Annotated in this window: 17 protein-coding genes; 11 read left to right on the top strand and 6 right to left on the bottom strand. The window is 36.4% G+C overall.

The genetic code is table 11. The features are described from left to right. Positions 1 to 25: 25 nt before the first annotated feature. The 6 genes from RTX21_RS12460 to tsaE form a co-directional block, all read right to left on the bottom strand. The gene (locus tag RTX21_RS12460; protein ID WP_312768132.1) at positions 26 to 2,302 is read right to left on the bottom strand and encodes a cation:proton antiporter; all 2,277 of its coding nucleotides are present in this window, start codon (positions 2,300 to 2,302) and stop codon (positions 26 to 28) included. A gap of 115 nt (positions 2,303 to 2,417) precedes the next feature. Then, positions 2,418 to 3,125, bottom strand: coding sequence for a response regulator transcription factor (locus RTX21_RS12455; RefSeq protein WP_312768129.1), 708 nt, complete (start codon positions 3,123 to 3,125; stop codon positions 2,418 to 2,420). Further along, positions 3,097 to 3,873, bottom strand: coding sequence for a histidine kinase (locus tag RTX21_RS12450; RefSeq protein ID WP_312768127.1), 777 nt, complete (start codon positions 3,871 to 3,873; stop codon positions 3,097 to 3,099). Before RTX21_RS12450 ends, RTX21_RS12455 begins: the two co-directional genes overlap by 29 nt. A 63-nt stretch (positions 3,874 to 3,936) precedes the next feature. After that, on the bottom strand, positions 3,937 to 4,308 hold the full coding sequence (locus RTX21_RS12445; RefSeq protein ID WP_312768126.1) for a hypothetical protein: 372 nt from the start codon (positions 4,306 to 4,308) through the stop codon (positions 3,937 to 3,939). Positions 4,309 to 4,317: 9 nt separating this feature from the next. Continuing rightward, the gene (locus RTX21_RS12440; protein ID WP_312768124.1) at positions 4,318 to 5,517 is read right to left on the bottom strand and encodes an alanine dehydrogenase; all 1,200 of its coding nucleotides are present in this window, start codon (positions 5,515 to 5,517) and stop codon (positions 4,318 to 4,320) included. Positions 5,518 to 5,573: 56 nt separating this feature from the next. Beyond that, positions 5,574 to 5,981 carry a tRNA (adenosine(37)-N6)-threonylcarbamoyltransferase complex ATPase subunit type 1 TsaE gene (tsaE, locus tag RTX21_RS12435; protein ID WP_312768123.1) on the bottom strand — a complete coding sequence of 136 codons (408 nt, stop codon included), beginning with the start codon at positions 5,979 to 5,981 and terminating at the stop codon, positions 5,574 to 5,576. Between the two features lie 196 nt (positions 5,982 to 6,177). Between tsaE and RTX21_RS12430 the strand changes: the two genes are divergently transcribed. The 11 genes from RTX21_RS12430 to RTX21_RS12380 all read left to right on the top strand — a co-directional run bounded on the left by RTX21_RS12430 (position 6,178) and on the right by RTX21_RS12380 (position 16,884). Then, the gene (locus RTX21_RS12430) at positions 6,178 to 6,870 is read left to right on the top strand and encodes a hypothetical protein (RefSeq protein WP_312768120.1); all 693 of its coding nucleotides are present in this window, start codon (positions 6,178 to 6,180) and stop codon (positions 6,868 to 6,870) included. Positions 6,871 to 6,873: 3 nt separating this feature from the next. Then, positions 6,874 to 7,539, top strand: coding sequence for a hypothetical protein (locus RTX21_RS12425; protein WP_312768119.1), 666 nt, complete (start codon positions 6,874 to 6,876; stop codon positions 7,537 to 7,539). Between the two features lies 1 nt (position 7,540). Continuing rightward, entirely contained in the window at positions 7,541 to 8,188 is a 648-nt protein-coding gene (locus RTX21_RS12420; protein ID WP_312768118.1) for a hypothetical protein, read from the top strand. Positions 8,189 to 8,276: 88 nt separating this feature from the next. Next, complete coding sequence (gene dnaG, locus RTX21_RS12415) at positions 8,277 to 10,202, top strand: DNA primase (RefSeq protein WP_312768114.1); 1,926 nt, start codon at positions 8,277 to 8,279, stop codon at positions 10,200 to 10,202. Positions 10,203 to 10,274: 72 nt separating this feature from the next. After that, positions 10,275 to 10,952 (top strand): ATP-dependent Clp endopeptidase proteolytic subunit ClpP, encoded by a 678-nt coding sequence (gene clpP / locus RTX21_RS12410; protein WP_312768113.1) that lies wholly within the window; start codon positions 10,275 to 10,277, stop codon positions 10,950 to 10,952. Positions 10,953 to 11,110: 158 nt separating this feature from the next. Then, positions 11,111 to 11,368 carry a hypothetical protein gene (locus tag RTX21_RS12405; protein ID WP_312768112.1) on the top strand — a complete coding sequence of 86 codons (258 nt, stop codon included), beginning with the start codon at positions 11,111 to 11,113 and terminating at the stop codon, positions 11,366 to 11,368. A gap of 133 nt (positions 11,369 to 11,501) precedes the next feature. Beyond that, a complete protein-coding gene (locus tag RTX21_RS12400) occupies positions 11,502 to 12,884 on the top strand; it encodes a dipeptidase (protein ID WP_312768110.1) in 1,383 nt (460 codons plus the stop codon). A 56-nt stretch (positions 12,885 to 12,940) separates the two neighbouring features. Continuing rightward, on the top strand, positions 12,941 to 13,642 hold the full coding sequence (locus RTX21_RS12395; RefSeq protein WP_312768109.1) for an SDR family oxidoreductase: 702 nt from the start codon (positions 12,941 to 12,943) through the stop codon (positions 13,640 to 13,642). 465 nt (positions 13,643 to 14,107) lie between these two features. After that, the gene (locus RTX21_RS12390; RefSeq protein WP_312768108.1) at positions 14,108 to 14,854 is read left to right on the top strand and encodes an electron transfer flavoprotein subunit beta/FixA family protein; all 747 of its coding nucleotides are present in this window, start codon (positions 14,108 to 14,110) and stop codon (positions 14,852 to 14,854) included. Between the two features lie 91 nt (positions 14,855 to 14,945). Then, positions 14,946 to 15,893, top strand: a complete 948-nt coding sequence (locus RTX21_RS12385; RefSeq protein ID WP_312768107.1) for an electron transfer flavoprotein subunit alpha/FixB family protein — start codon at positions 14,946 to 14,948, stop codon at positions 15,891 to 15,893. Positions 15,894 to 16,278: 385 nt separating this feature from the next. Continuing rightward, positions 16,279 to 16,884, top strand: coding sequence for a bifunctional nuclease family protein (locus RTX21_RS12380; protein WP_312768106.1), 606 nt, complete (start codon positions 16,279 to 16,281; stop codon positions 16,882 to 16,884). Positions 16,885 to 16,913 lie beyond the last annotated feature (29 nt).

Below are 16,913 nucleotides of genomic sequence, written 5' to 3'. Positions count from 1 at the left end.
ATTAATTTCTTAAAATTCAAAAAAATTATGGATTCGAAACAATTAAAGTGGATGGAATATCAGATAACCAAAGACTTTTTGTGTCAATCAGGCTTTTCCAGCTTTTGCTGCTGATTAACATCAGGTCCTGAGATTCCAAAAACTCTTTCTCGATTGTTTTCTCGTTATAAAGTGTGATGTGATTTGGTGCGATATGTTCTATATTCCGTATCAGTTCACGGATTTCTGTATTCTTACGGATTTGTCCTGCGGCATCCAAAATGATGACCTGGGAATCATTGTTATTGATCAATCGCTTGGCATATTCAACCAAATAAAAATCGCTGAGATCAAAAATTGGAATGAAGATCTTGTCTGCGCTTTCAAAGTTTTTATCGACCATAATTCCAACCGGTGTATTGGTCTTATCCAAAATACTCAGCGTGAAATCATCAAAAGGAGAAGTATTGAAAATGGAAGATTTCCCTTTTACCGTATTGAGTAATTTTTCCGGATTGATGATTTTAGTTGTGAAACCAAGCAGTTTTCCGAGTAAGGTTCCTTCATAGATCGATTTTCCCAGCATTATCAAAAGCAAATCATAATGACCTCTGTTGGTGATGTTTACCAGATCATTCTCGATATCCGTCGAAGCTTTGAAAAGTGTTGTGATTTCTAGCTTCAGTTCCTGGGAAGTATTGATGACGTTGGAAAATAATTCTTTTTCATAATTCTCGGCATCAAAGGCGTGAAGCTCGTTGACGGGCGATATGTTCATCGCGGTCAAACTCTTGTTGCCTTTCATTTTTTGTGTCAGATTATGTGCCAGTTTCAACAATTTGCTTCCGGATTCGGGATTTTCAAAAGAGAGAAGAACTTTGTATTTCGCATTGTTCTCGCCAGTATCTTCATCAGTCATTGATCTTTTTCCTTTGAAGATAAAATTGATGAAATCTAACGAAGGTCCGGTCATAAACGTTGTGAACAAAGCCATTATCACCATCATTGCAAAAATCTCAGGACTTAGAACGCCTAGATCATAACCGATGTTGAGGACAATCAGTTCCATCAAACCTCGGGTATTCATCAATGCACCGATGGTGAGGCTATCTTTCCAATTGATTCTGAGGAATTTTGCAGTCAAAGCGCTTCCTACGAATTTACCAGTTACAGCGACCACAATGATCAAGCCCGCTGTCATCCAAAGATGTGTATCATTCAACAATCCGATTTGTGTTCTGAGCCCCGTAAACACAAAGAATAATGGTAATAAAAGTACCAGTGCAACATCTTCCACTTTCTCAATAAAAAGGTTTCTGAATTTCACATTTTCCGGCATTATCGCACCGGCCATAAAAGCACCGAACAAGGCGTGAATGCCGATAACTTCGGTTGCGTAGGCTGAGATGATCAGAGTTAGGAAGAAAATCGCAACAATTGATTTATTGATGATTCCTTTTCCTGCCTGCAAATCGCCAATTCTTTTCAGAAAAGGTCTCACAATCTTTATCATCAGAAAAACGTAAGCAATTGCCATCAAGATCACGTAGATGGAGCTGGCGAAAGAACCCGCTTTCACAATGGCAATTACAGCTGCCAGAATACACCAGGCTGTGATGTCATCGGCCGCGGCGCAAGTGATGACGATGGTTCCAAGTTTTGTTTTGTGAAGATTCCGCTCCTGAACGATTCTGGCGAGAACCGGAAATGCCGTGATACTCATTGCAATAGCGATGAACAAGGCAAACGAGCTGAACTGAACGCCGTCTGGCGCAAATTCTTTATAAATGAAATAGGATAATCCGATTCCTAATGCAAAAGGAATAATGATGCTGGCGTGGCTGATAACCACCGCGTCGTGCGCTTTTTTTCTGAGAACACTCAAATCCAGTTCCATCCCAACGATGAACATGAACAGAATCAAACCGATCTGACTAAGAAACTGGAGATTTCCTAACGATTCTTTCGGGAAAAGAAATGCTGAAAATTCGGGGAAATAAAGACCTAAAAGTGAAGGACCGAGAACAATACCGGCAATCATTTCGCCAATGACGGAAGGCTGTTTCATCTTCATACAAATCCAGCCGAAAAGTCTTGCTACAAAAATAATGGTTATGATCTGAGCGAGCAGAAGCGCCAGCGGATGATGAAGATTGGTCATGAATGAATCCACAAAATTATCCCACATTGTTCCCGTAGGATTTTGGATAGCGATATTTTCGCCAATCTCAAGTGTTTTTCCTTCAATGAGAAACCAGTACATCAGGACTGAGAAAAACAAAATGGTCGCAATGTAAAATATAATATTCCTGTACTTTGCCATAATCATTAACTTAGATTTTACAGATTTCTAAGATGCAAAATTGGGAAGTTTTTAAATATAAAATCAATGGCGGATAGAGAAATGTAATGAAATGGCGGAATTTTGTAATGAAAAACTATTTTGATAGTTTCTCAGCAATTTGATTTCTGAAAACCTCACTGACGCTCAGCTTTATAGGATTTCCATCGGGTGAGCTAAGATTCAGGATCAATTCTGATGTTGAAAAAACTTTAATGAATTTTATATTTACCATTTCCTTCTTGTTGATCTGAACAAAATTTTTCTGAGGTAATAATTCTGACAAATGTTTGAAGCTTAGATTTTTGAGGATCAATTCTGAATTGTTTTTTAAGGTCAATTCCTTATCGCGACTATCGATTTCTGAGGTTTTTATAAACACAATATTATCGATTGAAATATTAGATCTTCCAAGATTGGTGTTCCATTCCAAAAACTGTTTTTTAGGTTTTTCATTCAGAAGTTTTGCGACCTTTTCAAAAGCCTGAACCAATCTTTCTTTCTGGATTGGTTTCCTCACGTAATCCACAACATCCAAATCAAAGGCTTCGGCTGCATATTCTTTGTAAGCGGTTGTGAAAATGATTTTTTTGTCTTTGATTAATTCGGCGACTTGAAGTCCATTCATTCCGGGCATTTCGATGTCGAGGATGCAGACGTCGCAGTCAATGTTGTCAATTTCTTGCAGGAATATTTTTGGATTGTTGAAAGCTTTCACAACTTCGATATCTTCGATCTGTCCGCAGAGAAGTTTGAGATAACTGATCGCTAACAATTCATCGTCCAGAATAACGCATTTTATCATAAAATTCTGAAAGATTAATGGTTAAATGGGCTACAAAATTATCATTCACAATACTTTTTGTCAGCTTGTAATGATTCTTGTAGATCAGCTTTAATCGTTGGTCAAAAGATTTGCTTCCGAATCCGCTGTTTTCTTTTTGTAAAGGTGTTTTTTCTGAGATTTTATTCGAGACTTTCATCTCAAATTTTCCGCCATCTAAAACCAGATTAACAGAAATGAAAGAATCCTGTGCCAGAAAATCAGTGTGTTTAAAGGCGTTCTCAATCAAATCAACAGAAATCAAAGGCGCAAAAACTTTTTCCAGATAAATTGAATCTTCTTTATTGATTTTTGTCTTGATTCTAAAATCGAATAATGGATTGATTTTAATTTTATTGATTTCTATGAGGTTCATTGCGAAGTTCAATTCCTCTTTTGGGCTGACGAATTTGTTACTGCTTTCGTAAAGAATATAATCCAGAATACTCGCCAATTTATCCAGCGAAATATAAGTCTGATAGGCGTGTGACTGAACCGAATTCAGGATGTTTTTGAAAAGATGAGGATTGAGTTTGGTCTCAATATGTTCCAAACGAACATCGTCCAATTTGTTTTCAATTGCTTTGTAATTGTCTTCTAAAAGCTTGTTTTTTGCTTTTGAAGATTTGTATTTTCCGTAGAGAAAAAAACTTAAAACCAGCAAAAAAAAGATGGCGAAAATCCCACCAAATAAAAGGTAATCGGGTAGAAGGAGATTTTTGCCAGACATAAAAATAGATGTTAGAAGTTAGATTTTAGAAATTAGAATTAAAATCAAGATTTAGCAAAATATCTATTTTATTTTTTTCAATTCTGTAAATTCTGCGTTTTCCTTGCATTTAGAATAATTAACCTCGATTCTTGGATTGTTTTTTGGATAAACCAAAACGTATTTTGGGCAAGGTTTTTCTTGGGCTTTGCTTCTGTCAAAGTCGATTTTTCCACCAGCGATAATGCTGTCCTTCAAGAATTGTTCTGAGATTTTGTTGAGCTCCATTTCCGTTTTGAAAGTTGGAGAATAGATGAGATCTTTGGTCAAAGTTTCCGCAATCACTCTATCATTCGGGAAATACGAACAGCTCGTACCTTTTTGATTAAGTATGAAAAATACGATCAACAATCCTGGAATCAGACCGATAGTGTAGAATTTTAATTTTTTTAACATTAATGAGATTTAGAAAATCAAAAGATTGATATCGTGGTAAGGAAGGTCGAACTTGTTGCAGATCAACTGTTTCGTGTGTCTTCCTTTGTACATGTAAAGAGATTGTTTGATTTCGTTCTTATGAATAAGCATATTCTCGAAACCGCCTTCTTCATCATAACCAAGGAGATAGCTCAAAAAGAAATTACTTACAGCTTTCGTTGTCGTTCTCGGCATTCTTGAAGTCAAATTCGGTAAACCACAATGGATGACGTCGTGTTTTACAATAAACGGTTTTTCAGTTGTTGTAAGTTCAGAAGTTTCAATCACTTTTCCATTATCGATTGTAATATCAATGATGACGCTTCCTTTTTTCATTTTCATGACCATATCTTCAGTAACGATCGGTGGAAGGTTCAATCTTGGCAAAGCGCCGATGACAACGTCGGCTCTTCTGAGGGATTTCGTCAATTCTTTTGGGTCGATGACAGATGTCGGAACACGGCTGTCGACCATCGTATGAAGTCTTCGAAGTTTCGACAATGAATTATCAAAAACTTTGACACTTGCTCCCAATCCAATGGCAGCTTTTGTTGCAAATTCGCCCACAATACCCGCTCCTAAAATCACAACTTCTGTAGGACGGACACCAGTGATTCCGCCAAGCATCAAGCCGTTGGACATTGCCAAAAGTTCTGATGCATAAAGGATGGAAACACTTCCAGCGATTTCGCCAATCAATCTTACCAAAGACAATTGTTTGTATTCATCTAATATGAATTCAAACGCAATCGCATTAACTTTTTTGCAAGCTAATTTTAAAAAATAATCTTTGTCTCGAAGGTTGATCTGCAAAGCCGAAATGAGATAAGTCATCGGTCTCAGATAATCGATTTCCTCTTCGGTCGGTGGATTTATTTTCAGAACTAAGTCCTGAGAAAAAGCGACTTTTGGGTCGTTTGTAATTTCAGCTCCAGCTTCGGAATATAAAATATCCGAAAAGTGCGAACCTTCTCCCGCGCCACTTTCTATGATGACTTTGTGTCCATTATTTACCAAGATCTGAACCGCATCCGGAATGATACATGTTCTTTTTTCGTTCAGGCAAGTTTCTTTTGGGATCCCGATGCTGAATGTTTTACCCTGTTTTTTTACAACTTCTAATTTTTCCTCTTTAGGAATCAGTTCTTCCTCTGTAAAAGGCGTAAATATGGTGGATGTACTGCTCATGAAAATGAATCGTTAATCAAAATAAAGAACAAAGATAAAACAATTTTACGGTACAGTTAATTAAATTCTATTTCTCTGCCGGATTCTGTATTGGTGATGGTCATTTCGTGAAAATTGTAACCTTCTAGTTCATCCAGATAGATTTCAGGCCATTCTATAATTGACAAAAATCCGTTATCAAGATATTCCTCAATTCCGAAATCGTACGCTTCTTCCACAGATTTTAATCGGTACAAATCGAAATGAAATACTTTTCCTTTTGGAGTATCATATTCGTTCACAATTGAATAGGTTGGAGATGAGATTTCGTCTGAGCTTCCCAATTCTTTAAGTAAAAACTGAGAAAAAGTCGTTTTTCCTGCGCCGAGATTTCCTTTAAGAAGAAGAATGTTATGTTGGAGGTTTGGAATAATTTGATTGACAACATTATCCCATTCCGGAAGTGTATTGATATTGAATTTCATTTATAATCTTTTTTTGCAAAACTATGTATTATTTACTGCTTTTCTAATTATCATTATCTCCAAATTAAGTTGATATTAATTTTTTTAATTATTTATAATTATTTTAAATTATATTTTTACTTTTGCATTAATAATTTATTATTAATTTATATAATTGAAAAGTAATAGGTTATTATAGTAATTAATGTAATACTGTATGGGTGTAAAATTTATTCTCCGCATTGGGATTGTTTTTTTCCCTTTGTTTATTAATGCTCAGGTGGGTATCAATACGTCCACGCCAACTAGAACTTTGCACGTTGTAGGCGATTTGAGGATTAGACAATTGAACGACGAATCTGATAAGGCTGACTATGACCGTATTCTGGTACAAGATCAGGATGGGAATATTGATTATACAACAAAATCGAACCTTTTGCCAACTGGCTCAGATCCGGATGAAGCTAATAAAGAGGCTTATAGTCAGTTATTTAATGAAATTACTGAAAATGGAAATCCAAGTAAAATCCTTAAATGTGGAAAATTCTATTTTCTTTTTGACTCGGGTTCGGATTCCAGAATTAAATTCAGATTGGTAGATGAGCCTGCTTCTTCGGTTGATATTTTTATGAGCATGGAGCAGAATTGGGATGGTAATGGGTTCCAATTTTTTCAAGGCCACGCTTCTAATGATTCTGCAGCAACACCGTTCGTATTCACACCAGAAAATTATAATGTTCCGCAAGAGTTTGCAGAAGCTAATGTTGCGGATTCTGAACAGAATGTTATGCACTTCCAATATCCCGATGACCCTAATTTTTACAGACTCACGATTTACAGAGTAAGACAGAAAGTAGGTATACCAACTGTTCTTAGCTGGGATTTTGCAGCAACTTGTGAAAAATTCTAAACTATGAAAAAAAATATATTGTTGCTGTTTTTATTTATCAGTATATCAGCGATGTATCAGAGCCAAAATGTTGGCATCAATACGGAAAACCCTACACGTAAACTGGATGTTAATGGAGATGTGCGGGTGACCGCACTTCCAAATGTATCTGGTAATGCCAATTATCCGATGATCTTATCCGCGGATAGAAATAATGGAAATGTAGATGACGTGACAGCTGAATCCTTCATGCAGTCAGACGTAAACAATGTAGAGGTTAAGCGTAGTATCTACAATGCGGCAGCTGCAGACGATAACAGAGAATGCAGTTGTGGTAATATGACCTTTAGGATCAATAGTTCCAATCTTGCAGAGATCAAATTAAATAGTGATAATATTTTCATGTCTCTTAATACGACAGCATTTGAGTTGGATTACGGTATAAAAAGATGGACAAGTACTTATTATAATTATTTTAATGATACTGTGAATTTTACAACTTCCAATTATTCCACATATCAAATGCTGGATCCGGAATATTTCAATTCTAACAATACCATCAGGATCTATACAATTATTCTTCCAAAGCAAAATAATCTTTATAGGTTGACATTGTCCAAACTGGTAAATACTCCGACAAACAATACATTTAGTTTAATCTGTGAAAAATTCTATATACAGAACTTATAATATGAAAAAGATAATCAGTGTGATTCTTGTGGGATGTTCCGTATTGGTATTTTCGCAAGTGGGTATTGGAACAGCATCACCGGAAAAAACCTTGGATGTGAACGGAAACCTCCGTGTGGCAACTATTACAGATAAGAGTAATGATTCACAATATAACCAGATCATGGTTGCTAATGCTTCTGGTGAAATAGGCATTGTCCCGAAAGAAATAGTTAAAGAAAAGATCGAAAGTGTTTTCCTGGAAAATAAAAAAGTGGTCGTTTTTTCTAATGCACCCGATACTGATAGAGTAATGCAATGTGGAAAATTCGAATTAAGATTCAACACAGGTCCGGAACCTCAATTTAGATTGTCAACGGCTCCATCTTCTAACGTAATAGTTTATTTTAACAGGATTCATAAAGAAAATTCGGGAGCCAATTCTTTTTATGGTGATAATACTGTGACGACCAATATCGCTGCAGAATTCGATGTGGCCAACAATTGGGTTTCTCTGGACAATTCCGGAAGGATCTATAACACTTTGAACGAAATTTATATCACATATCCCGGAGATAACAATCTTTACAGGGTGACATTGCTTCCTAGAATAATGCGTACAACTCCATCATTACAATATTTTTATACAATGATGTGTGAGAAGTTCTAATGGTTGATTTCTTTGATCAATTTCAAATATAAAATCCCAAAGCAGGGATTTTTTTTGTGCACAGATTTTAAAATTCTAAATTTACATCGTGATTACTAAAGAGACCATAGACAAGATATTTTCTACCATCCGTGTAGAGGAAATTATTGGTGAATATGTTCAACTGAAAAGAGCTGGATCCAACTTCAAGGGTTTGAGTCCTTTTCATGAGGAAAAATCGCCAAGTTTTGTCGTTTCCCCAAGTAAGCAGATCTGGAAAGATTTCTCAACTGGGAAAGGAGGAACTGCTATTTCCTTCCTGATGGAAATAGAGAATTTCACCTATCCGGAAGCTCTTCGCCATGCAGCAAAAAAGTACGGAATTGAAATTAAGGAAGATGTAAAAGAATACTCTGAAGAACAAAAACAAGCGCAGACAGAACGTGATGTTCTTTACAAGATCCACGAAGTTGCGAACGATTTTTTTCAGGACCAGCTTTGGAATTCTGAGGAAGGCAAAACGATTGGTTTTTCTTACTTCAAAGAGAGAGAACTTCGGGATGATATTATTAAGAAATTCCAATTAGGTTATTCGCCCGAAAAGAAAAATGCCTTTACGGAATTTGCTTTGGAGAAAGCCTATTCCAAAGAAATTCTAGAAAAATCAGGGCTATCTATTTTTCCGGAAAATACACCTTCGGGAATTGACAGATTCCGTGATAGGGTTGTTTTCCCGATTCATAGTTTTTCTGGTCGAGTTCTTGGTTTTGGCGCGAGGATTCTCAAGAATAATGTCAAAACGGCCAAATATCTCAACTCTCCGGAAACTGAGATCTACCACAAATCCAATGTTCTTTATGGCCTGAATCAGAGCAAGCAATCCATTTCCAGAAAGAATCTCTGCCTTTTGGTGGAAGGTTATATGGATGTGGTCTCACTTCATCAAAGTGGAATTGAAAATGTTGTGGCAAGTTCTGGAACGTCTTTGACAACGGAACAGATCAAACTCATAAAAAGATTGACGGAAAATGTAACCATTCTTTTTGATGGTGACAAAGCTGGTATCAAAGCCAGTTTCCGAAGCATTGATATGTTATTGGCAGAAGGAATGAATATCCGTGTTCTTCTTTTCCCGGATGGCGACGACCCGGATTCTTTTGCAAGAAAACATCCGCAGGAATATGTTGAGAATTTCATTGATAAAGAAGCGAAAGATTTCATCGATTTCAAAGCTGAAATTTTACTTAGAGATGCAGGCAATGATCCGATCAGAAAAGCAGAATCCATTCGTGATATTGTAAAATCGGTTGCGTTTGTTCAGAATGCTTTGAAACGTGAGGTTTATCTGAAAGAAGTTTCGAATAAATTTGGGTTGAGCGAGCAAAGTTTGTTCAATGAACTTCAGATTCAGACCACTGTTACGCAACAGCAAGAATCGAAACCTAAATTCGAGGAAAAAAAAATAACTCCAAAATTAGAAATCGTTCAGCAAACTGAATTTACTATCAATCCACTTTTACTTCAGGAAGAAAAATTGGTTGATTTGATGCTGAAATACGGCGATTTTGTCTTGGACAGAAAAGATACCCAAGGCAATGATTATAAGATCACGGTGATAGAGGAGATTCTGAATCATTTAGAAGAAGATGAATGCGAGATTCAATTAGATATTCATAGAACAATTATTTCCGAGATCAAAGAAGGTATTCTTCAAAACGAAATAAGATCGGGTAGTTTTTTCTTCAATATGATGGATGAGGAAATTTCAGGTAAATTAGCGAATGCACTCATAGAAAACTATCATACGAGCAACTGGAACAAGTTCAATATCTATTTCAGCTCAGAAGAAGAAGTTCTTCCAAAGCTGGTTTCGGATATTGTTCTAAGGCACAAAAGAGAATATGTTGTAAAATTGATCAATGACTTCAAAAATTCTCTCAGCGATGAGGAAGATAATACTCGTATTTATCAACAAATAATCCTTCTGACACAATTAAAGAATAAATTGGACAGTGAATTATTCCGTATTTTGTGACAGAAAGTCCTACTTTAGCAAAGGAATAGAAATTGCAAACTCAATACAGATTTAAAAATAACCACATTTAATATGGACATCAAAAAAGAATTCAGAGATTTCTCAGTAAAACATATGGGAAACAACGGTTTGGTAACCGATCAATATATGGGAATGTTCAACCCGACCAATCTTACACCTTACATCATGGAGGAAAGAAGAATGAACGTTGCACAGATGGATGTTTTTTCAAGATTGATGATGGACAGGATCATTTTCCTCGGAACAGGTATCGATGATCAGGTTGCGAACATCATTACAGCACAATTATTATTCTTGGAAAGTTCAGATTCAGCGAAGGATATTCAGATCTACATCAATTCTCCAGGAGGAAGCGTTTATGCAGGATTAGGGATCTACGATACTATGCAGATCATCAAGCCGGATGTAGCAACGATCTGTACCGGAATTGCTGCTTCTATGGGCGCTGTTCTTTTGGTAGCAGGCGAAAAAGGGAAACGTTCTGCTTTGAAGCATTCTCGAGTGATGATTCACCAACCTTCAGGCGGCGCACAAGGTGTAGCTTCTGATATGGAGATCAATTTGAGAGAGATGTTGAAGTTGAAAAAAGAATTGTATGACATCATTTCAGAACATTCTGGTCAAACTTACGAGTGGGTAGAAAAAGCCTCTGACAGAGATTACTGGATGACATCTACCGAAGCCAAAGAATTCGGAATGGTGGACGAAGTTCTCGAAAGGAAAAAATAAAGTAACAAACCTGATTCATTTGAGTCAGGTTTTTTTGTTAAAAAGTTATCAATTACTTTATATTGATTATATATTACTTTTCTCAATGTATATTTTACAAAAAATAATTTTGCAGAAAATCTCAATTTTACTACTTTTGAACCATTAAATTTATAAGAATGAAAAAATCTGTGATATTGTTGGCATCTGCTCTTTTAGTTATTTCTTGTGACATTCCTGCAGGTGGGAACAAAGGACGTTTGAAAAAAGAAGGAGATGTCGTAAGATACGATGACCCAAATGCACCTCACGGAACCTATCATCCAACTACAGATTCTACGAAAACTGTTTCTCAGGCTGTTGTAGCAGATTCTGCAAAAGTGGCAACACCTGAAGCAAAACCAGCGACAGAAGAAGCTCACAAAGCTGAACATTAATAAGAATTTTATAAAAATATTATAATAAAAGATGTCTTGCGTTTGCAGGACATTTTTTATTTTTACGAACCTTACTTTTTCATCTTTGACAAGTTTAAAATCATTTATCAATCATTTATCATTAATAATAAAAATGAGTAATACACAACAATACATCCAAGAGAACAAACAGCGTTTCCTTGATGAATTATTCGATATCCTTAGAATCGCTTCCATCAGCGCAGATCCAGCTTATAAATCAGAAGTTCTAAAATGTGCGGATGAAGTAGCAAAACATCTGAAAGTTACTGGAGCAGATAATGTAGAGATTCTTGAAACCGAAGGTTATCCGATTGTTTTCGGAGAGAAAATTATTGACGCAAGCTTGCCGACAGTTTTGGTTTATGGTCATTATGACGTTCAGCCGGCTGATCCTTTAGAATTATGGACAAGTGACCCATTCGAGCCGGTTGTGAAAACGACGGAACTTCATCCGGAAGGTGCCATTTTCGCAAGAGGTTCTGCAGATGACAAAGGACAATTCTTCATGCACGTCAAGGCTTTCGAAGCGATGATGAAAACCGATTCTCTGCCTTGTAATGTCAAATTTTTGATAGAAGGAGAGGAGGAAGTGGGTTCTGCAAGTTTGGCAGATTTCCTTGAAGATAATAAAGAAAAATTGAGCTGCGATGTAATCTTGATTTCTGATACGCATATTTATTCTAATGAGCAGCCGACCGTTACCACAGGTTTGCGTGGTCTGAGTTATGTTGAGGTCGAAGTAGAAGGCCCGAATCGTGACCTGCATTCCGGACTTTATGGAGGTGCTGTTCCGAATCCAATCAACGTTTTGTCAAAAATGATTGGCGAGTTGATTGATGACAAAGGACACATCACAATTGACGGTTTTTACGACAATGTTCTGATTGTTTCCGATGAAGATAGAAAGGAAATGAATAAGCTGAAGGACGACCCGGAAGCTTATAAAAAATCTATCAATCTTAATGATATCCAAGGAGAAGAAGGTTACACGACTTTGGAAAGAGCTTCTATCAGACCAACTTTGGATGTGAATGGGATTTGGGGCGGTTACACTGGCGAAGGAGCGAAAACGGTGATTGCTTCCAAAGCTTTTGCGAAGATCTCAATGAGACTCGTGCCAAATCAAACACCGGAAGAAATTACAGAGAAATTCACAAAATACTTCGAAAAGATTGCTCCGAAAAGTGTGAAAGTAAAAGTGACACCACACCACGGCGGAATGCCTTATGTTTTGGAAAGTGACACCAAAGAATTTTTAGCTGCTAAAAAAGCAATGGAAAAAGCTTTCGGGAAAGAAGTCTTACCTTACAGAAGTGGTGGAAGTATTCCTATCACATCTTTGTTTGAGAAAGTTCTTGGCGCTAAATCTGTTTTGATGGGATTTGGTCTGGATTCAGATGCGATTCATTCACCAAACGAACATTACGGATTATATAACTATTATAAAGGAATCGAAAGCATCCCTTATTTCTTTGAGTTTTATGCAAAAGGATAAAAAAGTAAAGACAGTTTAGGCTGTCTTTTTTATTAATATTAAATCAAAAAAAACATATGTCAAAAGTTATTTATATCACAGGTGGAACCAAAGGAATAGGTTTCGGAATTGCAGAAGTATTATTGAAAAACGGTCACAAAGTAGCTATCAGTGGAAGAAAACAGGAAGATGTTGATAAAGCGGTTTCTGAGCTTAAAGTGATTTCTGAAAGTGTTTTCGGAGTAAGTTCTGATGTTAGGAATTACGAGGATGAAGAAGTTGCTGTTCAAAAGATTGTTCAGAATTTCGGAAGTTTGGATGTTGTAATTGCCAATGCCGGTTTAGGTGTCTTCAAACCCGTTGACGAATTGACGATAGAAGACTGGAACGCCATGCAGGAAACCAATTTGACAGGCGCATTCTACACATTGAAAGCTTCGGTTGAAGAACTGAAAAAATCGCAGGGTTATTACATCACGATTGCAAGTCTCGCCGGAACTAACTTCTTCGAAAATGGATCAGGTTACAACGCTTCGAAGTTTGGTGTTGTAGGTTTTACACAAGCGGCAATGATTGACCTTAGAAAATATAACATCAAAGTTTCAACCATAATGCCAGGCTCTGTGGCCACGCATTTCAATGGCAATGTTCCATCAGAAAAAGACGAATGGAAAATCCAGCCGGAAGATATAGGGAATTTGATTCTTGATTTGTTGAATATGAATCCACGTGTTTTGCCAAGTAAAATCGAAGTAAGACCAAGTCAGGTTAAAAAGTAATCAAAATTTCACTCTCAATTTAAACAAGAAAAGGTCAAGTTGTTTCTATAAAAAGGTCTTGATGTTTTTGTGAAAAGGTCAAGTTGTTTTCATTAAAACATCAAGACCTTTTTTACTACCTCTGCAAATGCCCTGTTGATAAGGCTTGTTGATTTTGAATTAGATTTAGAATAAAATCATCCTTGATTCAATTCAAAATTTCGGCGGAACCTGTACTATTTGAAAAGCAAAATAAGCTAATTTCAAATTTGATTTTTAAATTTTCTTCTATTAACTTAATAAAAACGGCAAGCTGATTTCTATAAAATTACCAGTGTTTACGGGCTAAATTATTTGTAAAGCTTCTAAATACCCGATTAGTAAGGCGTTGCAGAAAGCTATTTAATAAATAATAATAAATTATGCATGCATAGTATTTTTTATATAAATTAGCGAAGTTCATATAACAAAATATATCACAATAAAATGAAAATATTAGTTTGTATCAGTAGTGTTCCAGACACTACAAGTAAAATTAACTTTACAGCAGACAAATCTGCGTTTGATAAAAATGGAATCCAATGGGTCATTAATCCTTTAGATGAGTTTGCTTTAACAAAAGCTATAAAATTACAAGAGTCTCAAGGTGCAACGGTAACAGTTGTAAACGTTGGTGATTCAGGAACAGAAGCAGTTATCAGAAAAGCTTTGGCAATCGGAGCAAATGATGCTGTAAGAGTGAATGCGGAAGCTAAAGACAGCTATTCTGTAGCTAAAGAAATTGCAAAAGTAGCTCAGGATGGTGGTTATGATTTGATTCTTACAGGAAAAGAATCCATCGATTATAATGGTGGAGCTGTTCCTGGAATGGTTGCTCAGTTATTGAATTACGCTTTCGTTAATGCAAGTGTTGGATTAGATGTTAATGGTTCAGAAGCTACTGCAGTTAGAGAAATCGAAGGTGGTAAAGAAACTATTTCTGTTAAGTTACCAGCAGTTGTTGCAGGACAAAAAGGTTTGGTAGACGAAAAAGACTTGATCATCCCGAATATGAGAGGAATTATGTCTGCAAGAACAAAGCCTCTTAATGTTGTAGAACCTTCAAATTCTGAAGTGAAAGTAGAAGCGGTTTCTTTTGACAGTGTTGCTCCAAGAGCGGCTGTGAAATTAATTTCTGCTGATAACCTAGATGAGTTGGTAAGATTACTTCACGAAGAAGCGAAAGTAATCTAGAGATGTTAGGCCTTAGGTAAAAGGTGATTAATAAATTACTTTTTGTCTAATTCCTCTAAAACCTTAATCCTACAACCTAAAAATTAAAATTATGGCAGTATTCGTATACGCAGAAAATATAAACGGAGTTTACAAAAAAGCAGCATTTGAAGCTGTTTCTTATGCAAAAGCTATTGCAGCAAAAACTGGAGATGCAGTAACTGCAATTTCTATCAACCCAACAGATTCCCCGGATCTGCTTTACAAATATGGAGCAGATAAAGTAGTTAATATAAAAGATGCAGGTCTTAAGAACTTCAGTGCTAAAGCTTATGCGGAAGCAGTTAACCAAATTGCTGACGGAAATATCATCGTTTTCCCTCATACAACAGATGCATCTTCTGTAGCACCAATGTTGGCAATTCAGAAAAATTATTCATTGATTACGAATGTGATCGATGTTCCAGAAAGTACTTCGCCTTTCCAAGTTAAGAGAAAAGCTTTCTCTGGAAAAGGTTTTATGCATGCAAAAGCTGATGCGATCGGCGTTATAGTAACAGTTTCTCAAAATGCTTTTGGTGTTAAAGAAAATGTATCTTCAGGTTCAGAAGAAGTTAAAGAATTGAGCATTGCTAATGAAGATACTAAAGTCATTAATCACGAACAATCTTCGGGTAAATTAGACCTTAAAGAAGCGGAAATCGTAGTTTCTGCTGGTAGAGGTTTGAAAGGTCCGGAAAATTGGGGAATGATTGAAGATCTGGCTAATGTTCTTGGAGCGGCTACAGCTTGTTCAAAGCCAGTTTCTGATATCGGGTGGAGACCTCACACAGAGCACGTTGGGCAGACAGGAAAAGCTATTTCTCCCAATCTTTATATTGCAGTGGGTATTTCCGGAGCCATTCAGCATTTGGCGGGAGTTAACAGTTCCAAGACGATTGTTGTTATCAATAACGATGCGGAAGCTCCTTTCTTCAAATCTGCAGATTATGGAGTAGTGGGCGACGCTTTCCAAATTATTCCTGCACTAACAGAGAAAATCAAAGCTTTGAAAGCTTAATTCAGTTTTCAATAAAAATATAAACCTGAGTCATTGATTCAGGTTTTTTCACTTTAATAAGTATCATTATTTGACTTCGCCGAACCTCTTTGTTAGGTTTGGGGCAGTTTAATCTGCCTGTAGTTTATCCTGAGCTTGTCGAAGGGCTACCAATCTTTTCACTCCACTTCGTCGCGTAAAAAGGATTTCCATTCAAACCTACCGAAGTGGTTCAACGATTCAAAATAAAAAAATAAAAACAATTGAGATAGTCGGGCTGCTGCAATTCAACGCTTTAAGGATACTGAAACCGAAATACTGAATTATTTAATGATTTTATAACGCAAACAATGTAAAAATCGACAAATCCTAAATGAAAATTAACAAAAAATTTTATATTTGCTAAATGGATTATAAAAGATTGATCATTAGAGGGATCTCATACAGCCAAACCCAATCGGGAGCTTATGCGCTGTTGTTGGAACATGAAGAAACATCGGTCAAATTGCCTGTTGTTATTGGGAATTTTGAAGCACAATCCATTTCTTTAGGATTAGAAAAGGACATCAATCCACCACGTCCTTTGACGCACGATCTGTTTACACAATTCGTTAAAAATACAGGCTTTAAATTAGAGTCTGTTATCATTTATCAAATTAAAGATGGCGTTTTCTTCTCCAATATTAATTTCAAGAATCCGTTAACAGAAGAAGAACTGATTTTGGATGCAAGAACTTCTGATGCTGTTGCGATGGCTGTTCGTTTTGATGCACCTATTTTCACAACTTCTGAAGTTTTGAATGAGGCGGGGATTTTATTGGAACTGGATGAACAGCCAAAAGTTGGAGATGAAGATCTGATTTCTGATGAGGTTTCAGATTTCAATGATCTATCGGGAATATCCTCGGAAGAGTTGGATCAATTGCTGGCTGATGCTGTAAGGGAAGAAGATTATGATACAGCTCTTAGACTGCAGGAGGAGATCAAAAGAAGAAATAAAAAGATAGAATAATAAAATTAAATTAAATATCAATTTTAAGA

Origin of the sequence: Epilithonimonas sp., from assembly GCF_032054305.1 — a bacterium.
GTDB lineage: Bacteria > Bacteroidota > Bacteroidia > Flavobacteriales > Weeksellaceae > Epilithonimonas.
Note: the sequence above shows the minus strand (reverse complement) of the source record. Positions and strands in the feature narration are given on the sequence as shown.